Origin of the sequence: Kribbella steppae, assembly GCF_004342025.1 — a bacterium.
Classification (GTDB): domain Bacteria; phylum Actinomycetota; class Actinomycetes; order Propionibacteriales; family Kribbellaceae; genus Kribbella; species Kribbella steppae.
The window spans coordinates 347342-363204 of record NZ_SLWN01000002.1; the positions used below are offsets into that span (position 1 = coordinate 347342).

Consider the following 15863-nt stretch of genomic DNA (forward strand, 5'->3'; position numbering starts at 1 on the left):
CTCAGGCCACCGGAAGGTGTTCCCACCTCCGGCAGAGGCATCACGTTCTCCCTGGGCATGCGCATCAGACGATCTCTCGGCCTTCGGGTTGGATGGGGCACAGCGGGCGGGCGTCGCAGCGGGCGCAGCCGTCGTTGCGTTTGGCAACGAACTCTTCGGAGCGCACCATCGCCTCGGCGTCCTCGACGGCTTCGTCGAGCCAGGTGCGACCTTCCTCGTCGGACTGCAGCGGTCCTTGGTGCTGGACCTTGGGGAAACCGCTGTCGTCGTGGCGGAGCTGGACCAGCTCGGCGCCGCCGGCTACCGGGTCTTCGCCCAGCTTCTCCAGCTGGCGCGAGGCGATCGCTCGTTGGTAGATCGCGAGCTGCACGTGCCGCTCCAGCGCCGGCTTGGTCGGCATCGTGCGTCCAGTCTTGAGGTCGACCACTCGGACCGTGCCCTCGGAGTCCTCCTCGATCCGGTCCATCCGGCCCTTCACACGGACGGCGGGCTTGTCCGTATCCGGCAGCAGTACGTCGAAGTCGACCTCGGTCCCGATCAGCCGCCGATCCGGCCGGCCCTGATGCCACGCGACGAACCGTCGCAACGCCTGCTCGGCTTCGACCCGCTCCCGATCCGAGATCCAGGTCGACTCGAACTCCAGCTGCGTCCACACCTTGTCGAGCCAGCCGTTCAACTCGTCCACGTCCGGCGGCAACGTCCCCGTCGCCACCGCATCCGCCAGCGTGTGCAACACCATGCCGAACCCGATCGCCGACGTACTGGGCGTCTCGCCACCCGCCCGCCGCTGCAGGAACCACCGCAGCGGACAGTCCACGATCGTCGTCAGCGCACTCCCGGACAACGGCACCGGCAGATCCGGATCCGCGATCGGCTTCAGAGACCGGGTCCGCTCCCGCACACCCCACCAGCGCTCGGGATTCGCCGTCGGCACCAGGACCTGATCGCGATCGTCCACAGCATCCGCCAACTGAGCCAACCGATCAGCCGCAGCCCGCTTCAACGCGGGCGACGACGCCGGATCCGCCAGCACACAACGCAGATCAGCGACCAGACCGTGCAACGACAACGGCCGTCGCGGCCGCCCTGCCACCAACTTCAAAGGAATGTCCAGCTCGGCCAGTAACCGCGACGGTTGATCCCCGTCCGCCTCCGGCGCCTGCACCGCGGTCACGATCAATCGCTCCCGCGCCCGCGTGATCGCGACGTAGAACAGCCGTCTCTCCTCCGCCAGCAGCGCGCCCGCGGACAACGGCTCCACCAGACCATCCGGACCAAGCCGGTCCGGCTCCAGCAACGACCCGCGCCGCCGCAGATCCGGCCACTGCCCTTCCTGCACACTCGCCACGACGACGAGCCGCCACTGCAGCCCCTTCGACCGGTGCGCGGTCATCAGCTGTACGCCGGCCTCGCGATACGTCCCGTCGAACCGGTGGTCCGAGGCGATGTCCAGCGATTCGAGCTCCGAAAGGAACGCGGACACCCCCTTGAACCCGACCTGCTCCTCAGCCCGGCTGGCCGCGTCGAACAGCGCACACAACGAGTCCAGATCCCGGTTCGCCGTCCGGGCCTGCTCACCGCCGGAGTTCGCCTGACCGCGGAGCCGCCGCAACCAGGGCGACTCCGACCACAGCGACCACATCACCTCGTCCGGCGCCGCACCCGCGGTCACGATGTTCCTTGCCTTCAGCAACCGTTCGCCGAGGGCCGCGAACCGCGCCTCCGCCGGCGACGCCTGCTCGTCCAGCAGCAGCGGGTTCATCAACGCGTCCCGCAACAGCTCGTCGGACGAATGCGGCAACCGCTGACCACCTGCGGCTTCACGGTCCCGGCGCCGCAGCACCCGCGCGAGCCGCCGCAACTGCCCCGCATCCATCGCCCCCAACGGCGACAATGCCAGAGCCCGTACGACGTCGACTGTCAGCGTCGACGGATCCGCGACAGCCCGCAATGCCAGCAGCATCGGCCGTACGGCGGGCTCCCGGGACAACGGCAGCTCGTCGCCGGCCACATCGACCGGGATCCCCGCAGCGGCCAGCGCCCGACGCAACGGCGGGATCGAACGACTGCCCGACCGCACCAGCACCGCCATCTCGTGCCAGCCGACGCCGTCCTGCACATGCGCCCGTCTGAGCAGATCCGCGATGTGCTCGAGCTCAGCCCCGCTGGTCGAATAGAGATTCGCCTCGACCTTGCCGGAGCCGTAGACACAGCCGCTCGCATCCGGATTCCGGAACCGCTCGAACGTGTCGCGGTCCAGGGTCCCCGGGACACCCAGTCGGCTGACGACATTGCGGGACACGCGTTGGAGCGTCGTACCGAAACGTCGGGTCGTGCCGAGGGCGATCTGGGCCGCTTCGGCGCCGTCCGCCGTACGGAACTCGTCGGTGAAGCGCAGCAGACCGCGGACGTCGGCGCCACGGAAGGTGTAGATCGACTGATCCGGATCGCCGACCACAACCAGGTCGCCGCCGTCGCCCGCGATCGCCTGGAGCAACTGGGTCTGGCCGGGATCGGTGTCCTGGTACTCGTCGACGAAGACGGCCTTGAACTCGGTCCGCAGCTTGTCCTGCACCTGCGGCTGCTGGGCCAGGATCACCGCACGGTGGATGAGCTCGGAGTAGTCCAGCACCTGCTCGTGGTCGAGGATCTGCAGGTACTCCTCGAAGAAGTCGCCGACCGCGATCCACTCAGCCCGGTCCGCGGACCGACCGATCGCCGACAGATCCTCGGGATCCAGCCCGAGCTGCCGCGCCTTGCCGATCACCGCCTGCACCTCGTCGGTGAAACCGCGCGTCTTCAACGCCGGATGCAAACTGCCCGGCCAGTGCACCGCGCCGACCTCGCGACTGCCGGACAACGCCTCGCTCAACCGCAACGACTGCTCAGGCCCGGACGGAAGACGCAGTGGTACGTCGAACGCGTCGGCCGGCGTGAAGCGGCGCAGCAACGCATAGCAGAAGGAGTGGAACGTCATCGACGGCATCACCCGAGTGGTCCGCCCGAGCCGACCGGTGATGCGGTCCCGCAACTCGGTCGCCGCCTTGCGCCCGAACGTCAGCACCAGCACCTCGTCGGGACTCAGCCTGCGATTGCGCACCCGGTCGACAACAGCCTCGACGAGAGTCGTCGTCTTCCCGGTCCCGGGACCGGCCAGCACCAACAGAGGTCCGCCCGGATGATCCACCACCGCCTGCTGATCCGCATCCAGAACAGGAGCATCCGCACTGCGCCCCTCCGCCCGGACCAACCGGTACCGGGACCCCTGTCTGCTGACCACCGCCTCATCCCACCAGACCCCACCGACAATCCCCGTCGGCACACACCGCGTACCCCGAACCTCACCGGACTGCGGACAACTTCCCACAGGTTTCGTGCATCAAGACGTTCGAAGCCGGCTCCCTCAACTGCCGGCGCGCATCGGCGGTGCGGAGGTCCGGGGCGGGGCCGCCGCATCGCTGATGTCTACTGCGGATCCCAGCGGACCTCGCGCAGGTTGACCCGACCGTTCGTGACACGGACACCGTCGGAGCGAAGGTTGTGGAGTTGCTCGTCGCCGACCTCGTCCGCCGGCACACCGCTGGCCCGGATCACCCGCCACCACGGCACGCTGGCGCCGTACTCGCGCATTATGGCGCCGACCTGGCGCGGGCCACCTTGACCGACGAACTCGGCGATGTCGCCGTACGTCGCGACGCTGCCCGGCGGGATCGACTCCACGGCACGCAGCACCGCCTCGACGTACTCCTCCCTGTCCACAAGCCCAAACCTAGCGGGGACCGCTGACAGTTCAGGCCAGTGGTGCCAGCGCCTTCGCGAGCGGCTCGACGACGGACGGCGGTGCGTCGAGCGGGAGGTTCATCACGACCAGGTCGACACCTGCTTCGCCGTACGCCGCCGCCTGCGCGACCGCGGTGTCGAGGGGCTGGTCGGGATCGATCCGGACGTTGACCGAGCAGGTGATCTCGTCGACGTTGCGACCGACCTCCTCGCAGCGCTGGACCAGCACGTCCTTGAGCTCCTTCCACTCCTCGGGGCTCTGGACGATGACGTTCCACTGCTGCGCCCACTTGGCGACCGCGCGCAGCGTCCGCTTCGGGCCCTTGCCGCCGATCGTGATCGGCGGATGCGGGGTCTGCACAGCCTTCGGCTCGCAGTACGCGTCGGTGAGCTTGATGTACTTGCCGTCGAAATTCGCGACCTTCTCGGTGAGCAGCGCGATCATCGCCTCCGTGCCCTCGTCGAACCGGTCGAAGCGTTCCTTCAACGGGTACAGGTCGATGCCGTAGGCGGCGGTCTCCATCTCGTTCCAGCCCGCGCCGATCCCGAGCTCGAGCCGGCCGTCGGAGATGATGTCGGTGGTCGCGGCCATGTTCGCCAGCACGGCGGGATGCCGGTAGATCATCCCGGTCACCTGGCACCCGACCCGGATCCGCTGGGTCGCCTGGGCCAGCGCGGCCAATGTGGTCCAGGCCTCGAGGTTCGGGCCGGCCATGTCGCCGCTCAACGGGTAGAAGTGGTCCCAGTGCCACGCGGACTCGAAGATCTCGAAGTCGTCCGCGGCGATCCACACGTCCCGCAGTTGCTGCCAGGTGGTGTGCTCGGGCCTGGTCTTGATCGCGAACCGCATCCCGGCCTCCTCGTAGTGGTAACCGTTTCCCGATTGCGACCCTACCCGGTCAGCCGCCACACATGGGGTGGACCGGGCGACCTTCTTGGAAGGCGGTCACGAGGGCGAAGAGCTCGAAGATGACAGCAGCGGTCGCGGTCGCGAACAGGATGAGCTCGATCGGCTGCCGGCTGTGACCGAACCAGCGAATCAGGAGGATGAGCGCAACCGCGCCGACCACCAGACCGACGAAGCCCAGCACGTACGCCGTCGTCGGCAAGGCGAGCGAACCGTCGCAGCTTGCCTGACGCCGGCGGATCAGCTCGGCCTGGGCGTTGGCGTTGATCGTCGCCAGCAGCACGCCGGCGACCACCAGCCCGAGCACCAGCCCCTGATGGCGGCGGCTGGTGCGCGACTCCCCCATTGGTTCGGCCTCAGTCGAGACCGAGTCGGGCCCGCACCTCGGGACGCCGCAGCGGCGGCACGGTCTGCGGCGGGTTCCGGCGCTCCGGCATCTCTGCCAGCAACTGCTCGGTGATCCGCGCGACCTCGGCCGCGGCCCGCTCGATCGGCTCCCGGGTGGTCGAGCTCAACGAGCCGACGCCGGTCACCTTGCGCACGTACTGCAATGCGGCCGCGTAGATCTCCTCAGAGGTCGCGGCCGGCTCGAGTCCCCGGAGGACGGTGATGTTTCTGCACATGCCAAGACACTACGTGCCGGAGCGGACAATCCAACCGAAACCTACGAGGTATTGACTTCCCTAATACCTTTAGGTTTTCCTCAGTGCATGAGCGCCACTGGGCTGGACCGCCGGACTCGTCGCCGCCAGGAGACCATCGAGGAGATCCTGGAGGTCGCCATCGAACTGATGGAGACCGAAGGCGTCGCGGCGCTCAGCCTGTCCGCGGTGGCCCGGCGGCTCGGTATGCAGCCACCGTCGCTGTACCAGTACTTCCCGTCCAAGATGGCGATCTTCGACGCGCTCTTCCAGCGCGGCGCCGAGCTCGTCCTGGCCGTGCAACTGGAGGCCGTCGCCACGGCAGCCGAGGACGAGGACGCACTGGAGCGCGGCATCAACGCGTTCTGCCGGTGGTGCCTGCAGCACCCGGTCTACTCACAACTGTTGTTCTGGCGGACGATTCCCGGCTTCGAGCCGAGTCCAGCCGCGTTCGCGCCCGCGAACCAGGCGATCGAGGAGCTCCGCAAGCGCCTGCAGGCGGCAGTGGACGAGGGCCGGTTACATCCGGACGCTACCGGCGACGAAGCCATCGCGCTCTTCACCTCGATGACGGCCGGCGTGCTGACACAGCAGATCGCCAACCAGCCGGACGCGTCGTTCGAGGAAGGACGGTTCAGCCGGCTGCTGCCCGTCGTACTCGAGATGTTCTATCAGCGATACGCACCAACCAGGGGGTAATGATGACCGCAGTACTCGCGGGGGAGATCGGCCGCGCCGGCCGGGAACGGTGCCGGGTCCATCGGGACGCGGAGATCCAGGCGTGGCACGAGTTGCTGGCGTCACTCGAGGGGACCGAGTGGCAACGCCGTACGGTCTGCGACGCGTGGGACGTCGCGGACATCGCCGGGCACCTGATCGGCCAGGCGGAGGACGTGATCAAGCCGTGGTCGTTCCCGCGCCGGTTCCGCAAGGGCAAGCGGGTCTACCCCGGCGTACCGCGCTTCGACGCGCACATGATGGTGCAGGCCGACGAGCACCGCGGTACGCCGCCGGCCGAACTGCGGGCGTTGTTCGACCGGACCTGGGGCAAGGCGACGCGGAGCATCTCGCGCAATCCCGAGCTGATCCGGCGGGTGACGATGAAGGTCGATGACATCCCCGGGTTCGACCGATTGGCCCTCGGCTATGTGTGGGACATCCTGCTGGCCCGGGATCTGTGGATGCACCGCGACGATGTGTGCCAGGCGGTCGGGCGGTCGTTCGACGCCGGGCCGTACGCCGAGGAGATCGTCGCGCAGGTGGTGTACGACGTGGATGACGGGCCGTTCTGGGGTGAGCGACCGGCCGTCGTACTGGAGCTCACCGGACAGGGCGGCGGGACCTACCGGCTGGGGAGGGGCGAGCCGGTCGGTTCCGCCGCCGTGGATGCCGTGAGCTACATGCGGACCATCTCGGGCCGCGACGACGAACCGGTCGTCTCCGGAGATCCGGTCGCCGCCGAAGCGGTCGCCACCTGCCGGATGCCGTTCTAGACATGACTGAGGGCTGGAGCACCTGCTCCAGCCCTCAAGTCTGTCTGTTCTAGTACGCCGGCTGGCTCGGGTCGATCTGGTCGACCCAGGCGACCACACCGCCACCGACGTGGACGGCGTCGCCGAAGCCCGCGCCCTTGGCGATCGCGAGCACCTCGGCGGAGCGGACACCGGACTTGCAGTGGAAGACCAACTGCTTGTCCTGCGGCAGCTTCTCCAGTGCGACACCGGTCTGGAAGTCGGCCTTCGGGATCAGCACCGAGCCCGGGATCCGGTTGATCTCGTACTCGTTCGGCTCGCGGACGTCGATCAGCACGAAGTCCTTCTCGCCGTTGTCCTTCAGCTTGATCCACTCGCTCAGCTGCTTCACCGAGATGGTCGAGCCGACGGCCGCGTCGGCCGCCTCCTCGGTCAGCGCGCCGCAGAAGCTCTCGTAGTCGATCAGCTCGGTGACGGTCGGGTTCTCGCCGCAGATGGCGCAGTTCGGGTCCTTGCGGACCTTCAGGGTGCGCCAGTTCAGGTCGAGCGCCTCGTAGATGTTCAGCCGGCCCAGCGACGGGTCGCCGATCCCCGTCAGCAGCTTGATCGCCTCGGTCACCTGCGCGGCGCCGACGGACGCGCACAGCACGCCCAGGACGCCGCCCTCGGCGCAGGACGGGACCATGCCCGGCGGCGGCGGCTCGGGGTAGAGGCAGCGGTAGCACGGGCCGTGCTCGGCCCAGAAGACGCTGATCTGGCCGTCGAAGCGGAAGATCGAGCCCCAGACGTACGGCTTGCCGAGCAGCACCGCGGCGTCGTTCACCAGGTACCGGGTGGCGAAGTTGTCGGTGCCGTCGACGATCAGGTCGTACTGCTCGAAGATCTGGAACACGTTGTCGTTGTCGAGGCGTTCCTCGTGCAGGACGACGTTCGTGTACGGGTTCGCCTCGAGGATCGACTCCTTGGCCGACTGGGCCTTGGACTTCCCGACGTCGGACTGGCCGTGGATGATCTGGCGCTGCAGGTTCGACTCGTCGACGGTGTCGAACTCGACGATGCCGAGGGTGCCGACACCGGCCGCGGCCAGGTAGAGCAGCGCCGGGCTGCCCAGGCCGCCGGCGCCGATCACCAGCACCTTGGAGTTCTTCAGCCGCTTCTGCCCGGCCATCCCGACCTCGGGGATGATCAGGTGCCGCGAATACCGGCGCACCTCGTCGATGGTCAGCTCGTCGGCCGGTTCGACCAGCGGTGGCAATGACACGTGTCGGCTCCTCGTGAACGATGTCGGTCGGGTTCTCCGGATTTCAACCGTTCTTCCCTCCCCCATGTTCCCGCACAACCCCAACCGCCCCCGCCGGGGTCCGCATCCCGGGATCGGAGTCTCACGAGGATGCGGACCTCCAGGCCACCACAAATGGGGGTCGTGTGAGCGGCGCCATGCTCAGCGCCGCTCCCGCCCTCGATTGATGTGGCCTGGAGGTCCGCCCTCCCTCAGTCGTCGTCGGTGACGGTGGCCTTGAGCATGAGCGGCAGCTTGATCTCCGCCCCGTCCACCGCCTGGATGTCGACGGTGAACGTCTCCGTCGGCTCCTTCACCTTGTCGTCGACCAGCCGGACGGGCAGGTCACCGGTGGTCTTTCCCGGCTCGACGTACCCGTCGACCGAGCGGTTCGGCGGGTTGGTCCCGTCGTCGTACTCGCTCAGGTAGTCCTTCCGGATCACCGCGGTTCCGTCCTTCAGCTGACCGGAGATGTTGACGATCTTGTCGCTCGGCGCCGACAACTTCACCGGGAACCGCAGCGCGCCCGCCTTCTCGCCCGCCTGTCCATTCCCGATCGTCAGCGTCGGCGTGGCATCGTCGTCGATCACCAGACCGTGCCCGAACGATTGGTTCAGCAACCCGTTCCGAGGCGCTGAGAGCACCAGACTGAACGGCAGGTCGTAGCTGTCCCGAGTGTTCCCGGCCACCGGCACGCTGACCTTCTGCCGCACCTGCCCCGGCTTGAACACGAGCTGCCGAGTGACATCGCCCACGGCAGTCCCCAGGTCGCCGTTCGTCTCGACGTACACACTGACCGGGCGGATGCTCGGCCGCGACAACGTGACCCAGAAGTCCATCGACTTCGTGCCCTTGTCGCCTTCCTTCACCGTCACGCTCGACGCGGACAACTGCGGCAGCAACCGGGCAGGAGCCGACAGCCCGACCCCCGGCGACGAGAACGCGACATCACTCACGTACGCCGACCCACGCGCCACCCGGTCGGTCCGCAGCTCGACAGCACGCACGTCACGCAGGTCGACGCCCTTCAACGACCCCACAGGGATCCGCACGGTCCGCAGCAGGTTCTTCGGTAGCCCACTGTCGTCACGTCCCGGCATCCGCACGAGCGCGTCGCTGACAGCAGACACCGGTACGACGGCCGCACGGCCGCGCCCATCCACTACACGCACCGTCAGATCAGTCTTCGGCGTGCCAGCCGGGTCAGGCGCTGCACGGAACGACAGCGTGGCAAAGCGTCGTACGTCTCGCTGCCAAGCGGGCAGGTTGAGTCGCAGTACGCCGTCAGTCCCGGTCCAGCTCAGCTTGGTCACCGCAGTGGTTGGTGTGCGAGCGGCGTACCAGGCAGCGCCCCAGTGCGGAGCGTTGGCCCAGTCGTTAGTCGTCATGCACGTCGGTGTCGCGGCCGTCCGACCGGACGGCTCGCTCACACCCGCACACACCGTCGCTGACGCCTTGCCCGTGACGGACCCCGCTGGCAGTACCGTGTCCAGGGAATTCACGTCCCGCCGCGACGCCAGCGGCGCCTGCGAGACCACGCGTACGACGGCCCGCCCAGCCGAGGCTGGCCGTCCGTCGGACCCGTCGAACTGTGGCAGGAACTTCGATTCGTGGCCGAGCTGCAGCCGGAAGAAGCCCGCGATGTACGCCGTACCGACAGCCTGCTGCTCCTTGGCCGTCAGCCGGCCCGCGTACTTCGCACCGCAGGGCGACTCCTTCTCCTCACCGAACCAGTCGTCACCCGACGGCGCCTCCGACTGCCCCGGGGTCCACTCGGTGTTGAAGAAGTTGTGGTTGGTACCGAGCACGGTCACGGTCGACCGTGGTGCGGCGTCGCCGGTGACGGAGTAGCGAGTGTCGTCGTAGAACTTCTGGCCCTGCAGATCGGAGACGTCACCGTCGCAGTACGGCAGCAAGACACTCATCGCAACGCCCGGCACAGTTGCACGGGCGAAGTCGGTCGGCGCGAGCGGCAGGACGGCGCGGATTCCGTCCTGCCCACCGCGGTCGGCGTTGAGCACCGCGGCCCGGGCGACGCCCTCGCCACCACGAGAGTGGCCCATCAGACCGATGTTCTGCAGGTTCACCTTGCCGACAAAGGTGCGGCCGAACGGCCCGCCGCCGATCGTCGACCACGTCCTCCACAGCGCCAGGTGATCAAGGATCAACTCGGCCCGCGCCTGCGCGCCCGAGTCGTAGACATCACCGTCGTACGCGTTGACCGCGTTGGCGCTGATCGACACGACCTGGTAGCCGTTGCTGGCCAGCGCTTCGGCCGGGCCGTCGTACCCGCGGAAGCTCGGCACCGGCTTCGAACCAGTCGGGCACGGCCACGGCTTGTCCGATGGCGTGACGTCGTCGCCGTAGCAGTACTGGTGCCGGCCGTGCAGGAAGAGCACCAGCGGCCGCGGCCCGACCGCACCGCGCGGCGTGTAGACCTTCCCGCGCAGCTCGGACCGTTGCCCGAGGCCCGGCAGGTAGACGGCCTCGTCACCGAGGTTGTACTCCGACGTGTCGACCTGATACTTGCCCAGCGCGCCGGGATCGTCCTTCAGCAGCGGCCCCTGCTTCGCCTTCAGCCAGTCCGCATCGGTCGGCCCGGCAGCCTGACTCCGGTTCCGGCCGGTGCTCTTGCCGACGTCACCCGACCAGATCAGTCGTACGTCGCGCGCCTTCAGTACGGCCGGATCGGTAGTGATCAGGGTCAGCGTCCGCTGGTCCGGCGACTGCCGGGCCACCCCGATCGGTACGCCGTCCACGGCCAGCAGCGGCAGCGACGCGCGCATCGGCGCCGGCGCGGCGAGGCGCAAGGTCAGCTGGTAGCCCGAGGCCACCGGTTTCACGTCCCAGTTGTTGCCCTTAGCAACCGATGATGGCGGAAGTGTCGGTGGTGCGGCGTTCGCGTGCAACGCCCCCACACCCAGTAGTGCGACCATCCCCAGCGACAGGCTTCTGATGAGTCTGCCCATTACCCGCACAGTGGTCCTCTCGTTCGACGAACACAGTGTTCGTCCGACTCCATGAGCGAGAGGAAAGTTGATCCGACGAGCTGCTCAACCGTGTCTCAGTCCGACCACAGCTGTGACTCGATCAACCGATCAGCTGACGGAACGCGCGCTCGACGTGTTCGGGGTGTTCCATTTGGGCGACGTGTCCCGACTGCGGCAGATAGAGCAGCCGCGCGTCCCGGAAGTGGCGCTGGGCCTTGGTCCGGATCCGGGCGTCGACCAGCCGGTCCTTCCCGCCGTAGATCAGCAGCACCGGGCACTCGACCTTGGCCGCGTCGGCCCACAGCGACCGGCGCGGCGGCGCCAGTGACGACCGCAGGATGCTCCGGGCACCTTGTACCGTCGCCAGCATCCCCCACGGGTCCGTGTCGCGGCGGCGCAACTCCGCCTCGTACGCTGCCGTGACCTCAGCCGGGAGCGACCGCGGATCGCCGAACACCATCGCCAGTGACGCCTGGAACCGCCGGTCGAACGGCAACTGCCGGGTCCGCGTCAGCACAACCTGCCCCAGCCGCGGCGTGGCAACCGCGGCGAACCACAGGGCGCTCGCGGAGGCCCGCGGATGCGGCAGCGCGGGAGAGATCAGTGTGAGTGACGCGACCAGGTCCGGCCGACGCGCGGCCAGCGCAACCGACGTGGCCCCGCCCATCGAGTTCCCGAACAGGTGCACCGGCTGGTCGGTCTCACGCTCCAGCAGTTCGATCAGTACGTCGACCTGCTCGTTGATCCCGGCCGCACCGGACAGCGGCGTACGCCCGAAGCCCGGGAGGTCCGGGGCGATACCGCGGACCGTGTCGTTGAGCAGCAGGCCCAGGGCGGCCCAGTTCAGCGACGACCCGCCGAGGCCGTGCACGAACAGGGCAGGCGGAAGGTCCGCCGCCGCGCCTGGTGCGTCCCTGACATGGAGATCCACTCCGGCGACCGGCACGCGCCGCGCCGGCCATTCCTGCGCCCCCAACGGCGCGTGGCCACCGGTTACTGCCGCGTAACTATCCACGGAACCCATGGTAGGACCCGATCGCCCGGAACACTCCACCCATGACGGAGTACCGCTCACCATCAAGGGCACCCGGACGATTCGTACATCGCGCATTGCATGCATGTCCCGTCCTGACGGTGGAGACTGGGAGGCATGGCAGCCGCATCGCAGCAACTGACCACCGAGGTCGACGGGCAGACGATGAAGCTCACCAACCTCGGAAAGGTGCTGTATCCCCACACCGGCTTCACCAAAGCCGAGGTGATCGACTACTACCACCAGGTCGCCACACTGCTGCTGCCACACCTGTCCGACCGGCCCCTGACGCGTAAGCGGTGGCCTGACGGCACAGAGGCGCCGTACTTCTTCGAGAAGAACGCTCCCCGCGGTACGCCGGCCTGGGTGCGTACCGTGACACTGCCGACCCCCGGGAGCTCGACCGGGCGGGACGAGGCCGACTTCGTGGTGGCAGACGACGTCCAGACCGTGGTGTGGCTGGCCAACCTGGCCGCACTCGAGCTGCACGTGCCGCAGTGGCGGATCGGTCTGTCCGACACTGGCAAGGACCCGCAGGCCGACCTGATCGTCTTCGACCTCGATCCGGGGCCGGGAGCCACCATCGTCGAGTGCTGCGACGTGGCCCTCGCACTGCGGGAGCTGCTGAGCCACTTCGGGCTGGAGGGCTGGCCGAAGACCTCAGGCAACAAGGGCATGCACATGTACGTGCCGATCGAGCCGGCGTCGTCGCGGAAGACCAGTGCGTTCGCCAAGCAGCTCGCGGAGCAGCTGGCCGAGGCCCTGCCGGAGAACGTGACCGCCAACATGACCAAGGCGCTCCGGCCTGGCAAGGTGTTCATCGACTGGAGTCAAAACGCGAGCGCCAAGACCACGCTGGCGCCGTACTCGCTGCGTGGCGCCGAGGAGCCGCGAGTGTCCACCCCGATCGACTGGGACGAGGTGGCGTCGGCGACCACGCCGGAGGAGCTCCGGTTCCTGCCCCACGAGGTGCTGGCCCGGATCGAGGAGTACGGCGACGTCCTGGAAGGCATGTACGACGACCCGAAGCCACTACCGTCGTAACCGTCGGTGATCGAGAGGAGAGCAGTCGCATGAGCAGTGAGCCCGATTACGAGGGTCCCGGCTTCGACAGCGTGCCCGACGACGCCCCCGAGGCCGACGTACTGGAACAACGCCAGAGTTCGGCCGTGGACGGCCGGGTCGACGACTCCGGCGTACCGATCGAGGCCGACCCGGCCGATGTGGACGAGCAGCGCCGCGAGGTCGGCGACGCGGACGAGGACGACTACCGCTGAAGCAGTACGCCGGAACGGCGGGCAGTACCACGATGGAACACCGATCGGCGGGGAAGCTACTGGCGGGGAGGACTGCTGGGTAGGATTCGGGCAACGACCCGGCGGTCGAGCCCGTGCCGCCGGTGCCGCACCATCGAAGGAGCCGACTGTGTCGACGACACCCGAGACCGCGCCGAAACGCGGCAGCCGCCTGCCGCGGCTGGCTCGCCGCGCGCAACTGCTCGAGGCGGCCCAGGAGGTCTTCGTCGCCAACGGCTACCACGCCGCCGCGATGGACGACATCGCCGACCGCGCCGGAGTCTCGAAGCCGGTCCTCTACCAGCACTTCCCCGGCAAGCTGGAGCTGTACCTGGCGCTGCTGGACACCTCCTGCGACGCGATCGTCGCCTCGGTCCGGGACGCGCTGAAGTCGACCGATGACAACAAGCAGCGGGTCACGGCCACGATGCACGCGTTCTACGACTATGTGGCGAATGCCCAGGGCGCGTTCCGGCTGGTGTTCGAGTCGGACCTGACCAACGAGCCGGCCGTGCGGGAGCGGGTCGACCGGGTCACCCACGCGTGCGCCGAGGCGGTGTCCGAGGTGATCAGCGCGGACGCCGGGCTGAACCGCGAGCAGTCGATGGTGCTGGCCGTCAGCCTGGTCGGCATGGCGCAGGTCAGCGCCCGCTACTGGCTGGCCGCCGACAACCCGTCGCTGCCCCAGGAGCACGCCGCCGACATGGTCGCCTCGCTGGCCTGGCGCGGTATCGGCGGATTCCCCCGCACCGACGCCTGACTTGGTACGTCGTACCGCCTGATCAAGGGTTCTGCTCTGGGCGGACGGGTGAGAGCTGAGGGTCGGCAGCGGATAGGCTCGAACAGTCACCGGCGAGAGCCGCCGGTCGGAACGTGCCCGGAGGGTTTCGTGGAGGTCAAGATCGGCGTGCAGCACGCCAATCGTGAATTGGTGCTGGAGAGCGAGCAGACCCCGGAAGAGGTCCAGGAGGCGGTCGCCGCGGCGCTCAGCGGCAAGTCCAACCTGCTGCAGCTCACCGATGACAAAGGCCGCCGGGTGATCATTCCGGCCGACCGGCTCGCGTACGTCGAGATCGGTGAGGTGTCGATCCGCAAGGTCGGATTCGGCGCGATCTGATCCCGGTCGGGACACAGTCGAGCGTGTCCCGGTTGCGGAGTGCCATCCAGCGGGCACGATGGCGATAGACCTGCGTTGAGGTGGTCTGGTCAGTCAACGGGGCACCGGACCAGGCGCAGGTCAGCCATCCCTCAAAGGAGGAACCGTGGGATTCTGGGTCTGGATGATCATCGTCAGCCTGCTCGCGGGCATCATCTTCGGGCCGCTGGCCCGGCTGGTGCTCCCCGGTAAGCAGAACATCAGCCTCGTGTGGACCATTCTCGGCGGCGGTATCGGCGCCTTCCTGGGTGGTCTGATCGCCTACTTCCTCGGTGTCAAGGACACCACCGGCCCGGACTGGATCCAGTATCTGATCCAGATCATCTGCGCCGCGATCGTCGTCGCCTTCATCTCGTCCCGCAACAGCAAGACGTCGGCCGCCTGACAACAGGCTGCAGGCACCACCAAACGGCCGCCACCCCACCAGGGGCAGGCGGCCGTTGCCGTCCCCTCTGGTGGGCTGAGGGGAGGGTCAGGCCTGGAGACCGAGGGCGGTCATGCGGGCGGTGTGGGCCTCGGTGAGGCGGGTGAGCATGCGGCCGATCGCGGCCAGGTCGAGGCCCGGGCGGTCGACGCTGCCGGCCAGCAGCGCGGCCAGCGAGTCGCGGTCGGCGGCGATCCGTTGCGCCTGGCTCAGCGCCTCGCCCACCAGCCGGCGTCCCCACAGTGCCAGCCGGCCACCCAGCTTCGGGTCCTCCTCGATCGCGGCCCGGACCCGGTCGACCACGAACTCGGCCTGCCCGGAGTCGGCGAACACCTCGAGCACCAGGGCCCGGGTCTCCGCGTCCACGAACGACGCGATCTCGCGGTAGAAGTCGTTCGCCAGGCCGTCCCCGACGTACGCCTTGACCAGGCCTTCCAGCCAGTCCGACGGCGCGGTGTGGTCGTGGAACGCGGTCAGCGGGGTGACGAACGGCCGCATCGCCTCCATCCGGGTCCACGCCGAGCGCGACCAGCCGGTCCCGCAGTTGCTGGAAGTGCTGGAACTCGGTCGTCGCCAGCGCGGCCAGCTCCGCCTTGTCGTTCAGGGTCGGCGCCAGTTTGGCGTCCTCGGCCATCCGTTCGAAAGCGGTCAGCTCGCCGTACGCGAGGACTCCCAGCAGATCCACCGCCGCGGCCCGGTAGGCGGGATCATCAAAGGCCGTCTGCTCCATGCCCGGCACCCTATCTGGACCGGACCGCGAGTGGCGCAAACCACACGAAGCGGCGTTGACAGGTCTTGCGGTTACACTGGTGGGCGATTCGCCGGTGACGCGCCCAGATGGGCAAGCTGGTGCGAGGTGCTTGCACAGTGTCCCCGCGCCTCACGA

The 15863-nt window shown here is 68.3% G+C and carries 16 protein-coding genes and 1 pseudogene; 7 read left to right on the plus strand and 10 right to left on the minus strand.

Going from position 1 to position 15863, the window contains the following annotated elements:
• Window positions 1-64: 64 nt before the first annotated feature.
• The 5 genes from EV652_RS06470 to EV652_RS06490 all read right to left on the minus strand — a co-directional run bounded on the left by EV652_RS06470 (window position 65) and on the right by EV652_RS06490 (window position 5310).
• On the minus strand, window positions 65-3280 hold the full coding sequence (locus tag EV652_RS06470; RefSeq protein ID WP_132208065.1) for an ATP-dependent helicase: 3216 nt from the start codon (window positions 3278-3280) through the stop codon (window positions 65-67).
• A gap of 185 nt (window positions 3281-3465) precedes the next feature.
• The gene (locus tag EV652_RS06475) at window positions 3466-3759 is read right to left on the minus strand and encodes an MGMT family protein (RefSeq protein ID WP_132208066.1); all 294 of its coding nucleotides are present in this window, start codon (window positions 3757-3759) and stop codon (window positions 3466-3468) included.
• 31 nt (window positions 3760-3790) lie between these two features.
• A complete protein-coding gene (locus tag EV652_RS06480; protein ID WP_132208067.1) occupies window positions 3791-4630 on the minus strand; it encodes a TIGR03560 family F420-dependent LLM class oxidoreductase in 840 nt (279 codons plus the stop codon).
• 49 nt (window positions 4631-4679) lie between these two features.
• Window positions 4680-5033, minus strand: coding sequence for a hypothetical protein (locus tag EV652_RS06485; RefSeq protein ID WP_132208068.1), 354 nt, complete (start codon window positions 5031-5033; stop codon window positions 4680-4682).
• A 10-nt stretch (window positions 5034-5043) separates the two neighbouring features.
• Entirely contained in the window at window positions 5044-5310 is a 267-nt protein-coding gene (locus tag EV652_RS06490) for a DUF2277 domain-containing protein (protein WP_132208069.1), read from the minus strand.
• Between the two features lie 87 nt (window positions 5311-5397).
• Here EV652_RS06490 and EV652_RS06495 point away from each other — a divergent pair, with 87 nt between their 5' ends.
• Window positions 5398-6027, plus strand: a complete 630-nt coding sequence (locus EV652_RS06495) for a TetR/AcrR family transcriptional regulator (protein WP_132208070.1) — start codon at window positions 5398-5400, stop codon at window positions 6025-6027.
• A 2-nt stretch (window positions 6028-6029) separates the two neighbouring features.
• The gene (locus tag EV652_RS06500; protein WP_158441101.1) at window positions 6030-6821 is read left to right on the plus strand and encodes a maleylpyruvate isomerase family mycothiol-dependent enzyme; all 792 of its coding nucleotides are present in this window, start codon (window positions 6030-6032) and stop codon (window positions 6819-6821) included.
• A 49-nt stretch (window positions 6822-6870) separates the two neighbouring features.
• Here the strand turns inward: EV652_RS06500 and moeZ are convergent, their stop codons facing one another.
• The 3 genes from moeZ to EV652_RS06515 all read right to left on the minus strand — a co-directional run bounded on the left by moeZ (window position 6871) and on the right by EV652_RS06515 (window position 12084).
• Window positions 6871-8061 (minus strand): adenylyltransferase/sulfurtransferase MoeZ, encoded by a 1191-nt coding sequence (moeZ, locus tag EV652_RS06505; RefSeq protein WP_132208072.1) that lies wholly within the window; start codon window positions 8059-8061, stop codon window positions 6871-6873.
• 230 nt (window positions 8062-8291) lie between these two features.
• Window positions 8292-11048, minus strand: coding sequence for a Calx-beta domain-containing protein (locus tag EV652_RS06510; RefSeq protein WP_132208073.1), 2757 nt, complete (start codon window positions 11046-11048; stop codon window positions 8292-8294).
• A 121-nt stretch (window positions 11049-11169) separates the two neighbouring features.
• Window positions 11170-12084 (minus strand): alpha/beta fold hydrolase, encoded by a 915-nt coding sequence (locus EV652_RS06515; RefSeq protein WP_132208074.1) that lies wholly within the window; start codon window positions 12082-12084, stop codon window positions 11170-11172.
• A gap of 135 nt (window positions 12085-12219) precedes the next feature.
• Between EV652_RS06515 and ligD the strand changes: the two genes are divergently transcribed.
• From ligD to EV652_RS06540, 5 genes are all read left to right on the plus strand, one after another.
• Entirely contained in the window at window positions 12220-13146 is a 927-nt protein-coding gene (gene ligD / locus EV652_RS06520) for a non-homologous end-joining DNA ligase (protein WP_132208075.1), read from the plus strand.
• 29 nt (window positions 13147-13175) lie between these two features.
• On the plus strand, window positions 13176-13379 hold the full coding sequence (locus tag EV652_RS06525) for a hypothetical protein (protein WP_132208076.1): 204 nt from the start codon (window positions 13176-13178) through the stop codon (window positions 13377-13379).
• 148 nt (window positions 13380-13527) lie between these two features.
• On the plus strand, window positions 13528-14157 hold the full coding sequence (locus tag EV652_RS06530) for a TetR/AcrR family transcriptional regulator (protein ID WP_132208077.1): 630 nt from the start codon (window positions 13528-13530) through the stop codon (window positions 14155-14157).
• 129 nt (window positions 14158-14286) lie between these two features.
• Entirely contained in the window at window positions 14287-14514 is a 228-nt protein-coding gene (locus EV652_RS06535) for a DUF3107 domain-containing protein (RefSeq protein ID WP_132208078.1), read from the plus strand.
• A 145-nt stretch (window positions 14515-14659) separates the two neighbouring features.
• Complete coding sequence (locus EV652_RS06540; protein ID WP_242001602.1) at window positions 14660-14938, plus strand: GlsB/YeaQ/YmgE family stress response membrane protein; 279 nt, start codon at window positions 14660-14662, stop codon at window positions 14936-14938.
• Window positions 14939-15025: 87 nt separating this feature from the next.
• On the opposite strand, the gene EV652_RS06545 is transcribed toward EV652_RS06540, so the two are convergent.
• Both EV652_RS06545 and EV652_RS46120 read right to left on the minus strand, forming a co-directional pair.
• Window positions 15026-15484 carry a ferritin-like fold-containing protein gene (locus tag EV652_RS06545; protein ID WP_369409998.1) on the minus strand — a complete coding sequence of 153 codons (459 nt, stop codon included), beginning with the start codon at window positions 15482-15484 and terminating at the stop codon, window positions 15026-15028.
• A 55-nt stretch (window positions 15485-15539) separates the two neighbouring features.
• A pseudogene (locus tag EV652_RS46120) lies at window positions 15540-15707 on the minus strand (ferritin-like fold-containing protein); the annotation flags it as partial.
• Window positions 15708-15863: the final 156 nt, after the last annotated feature.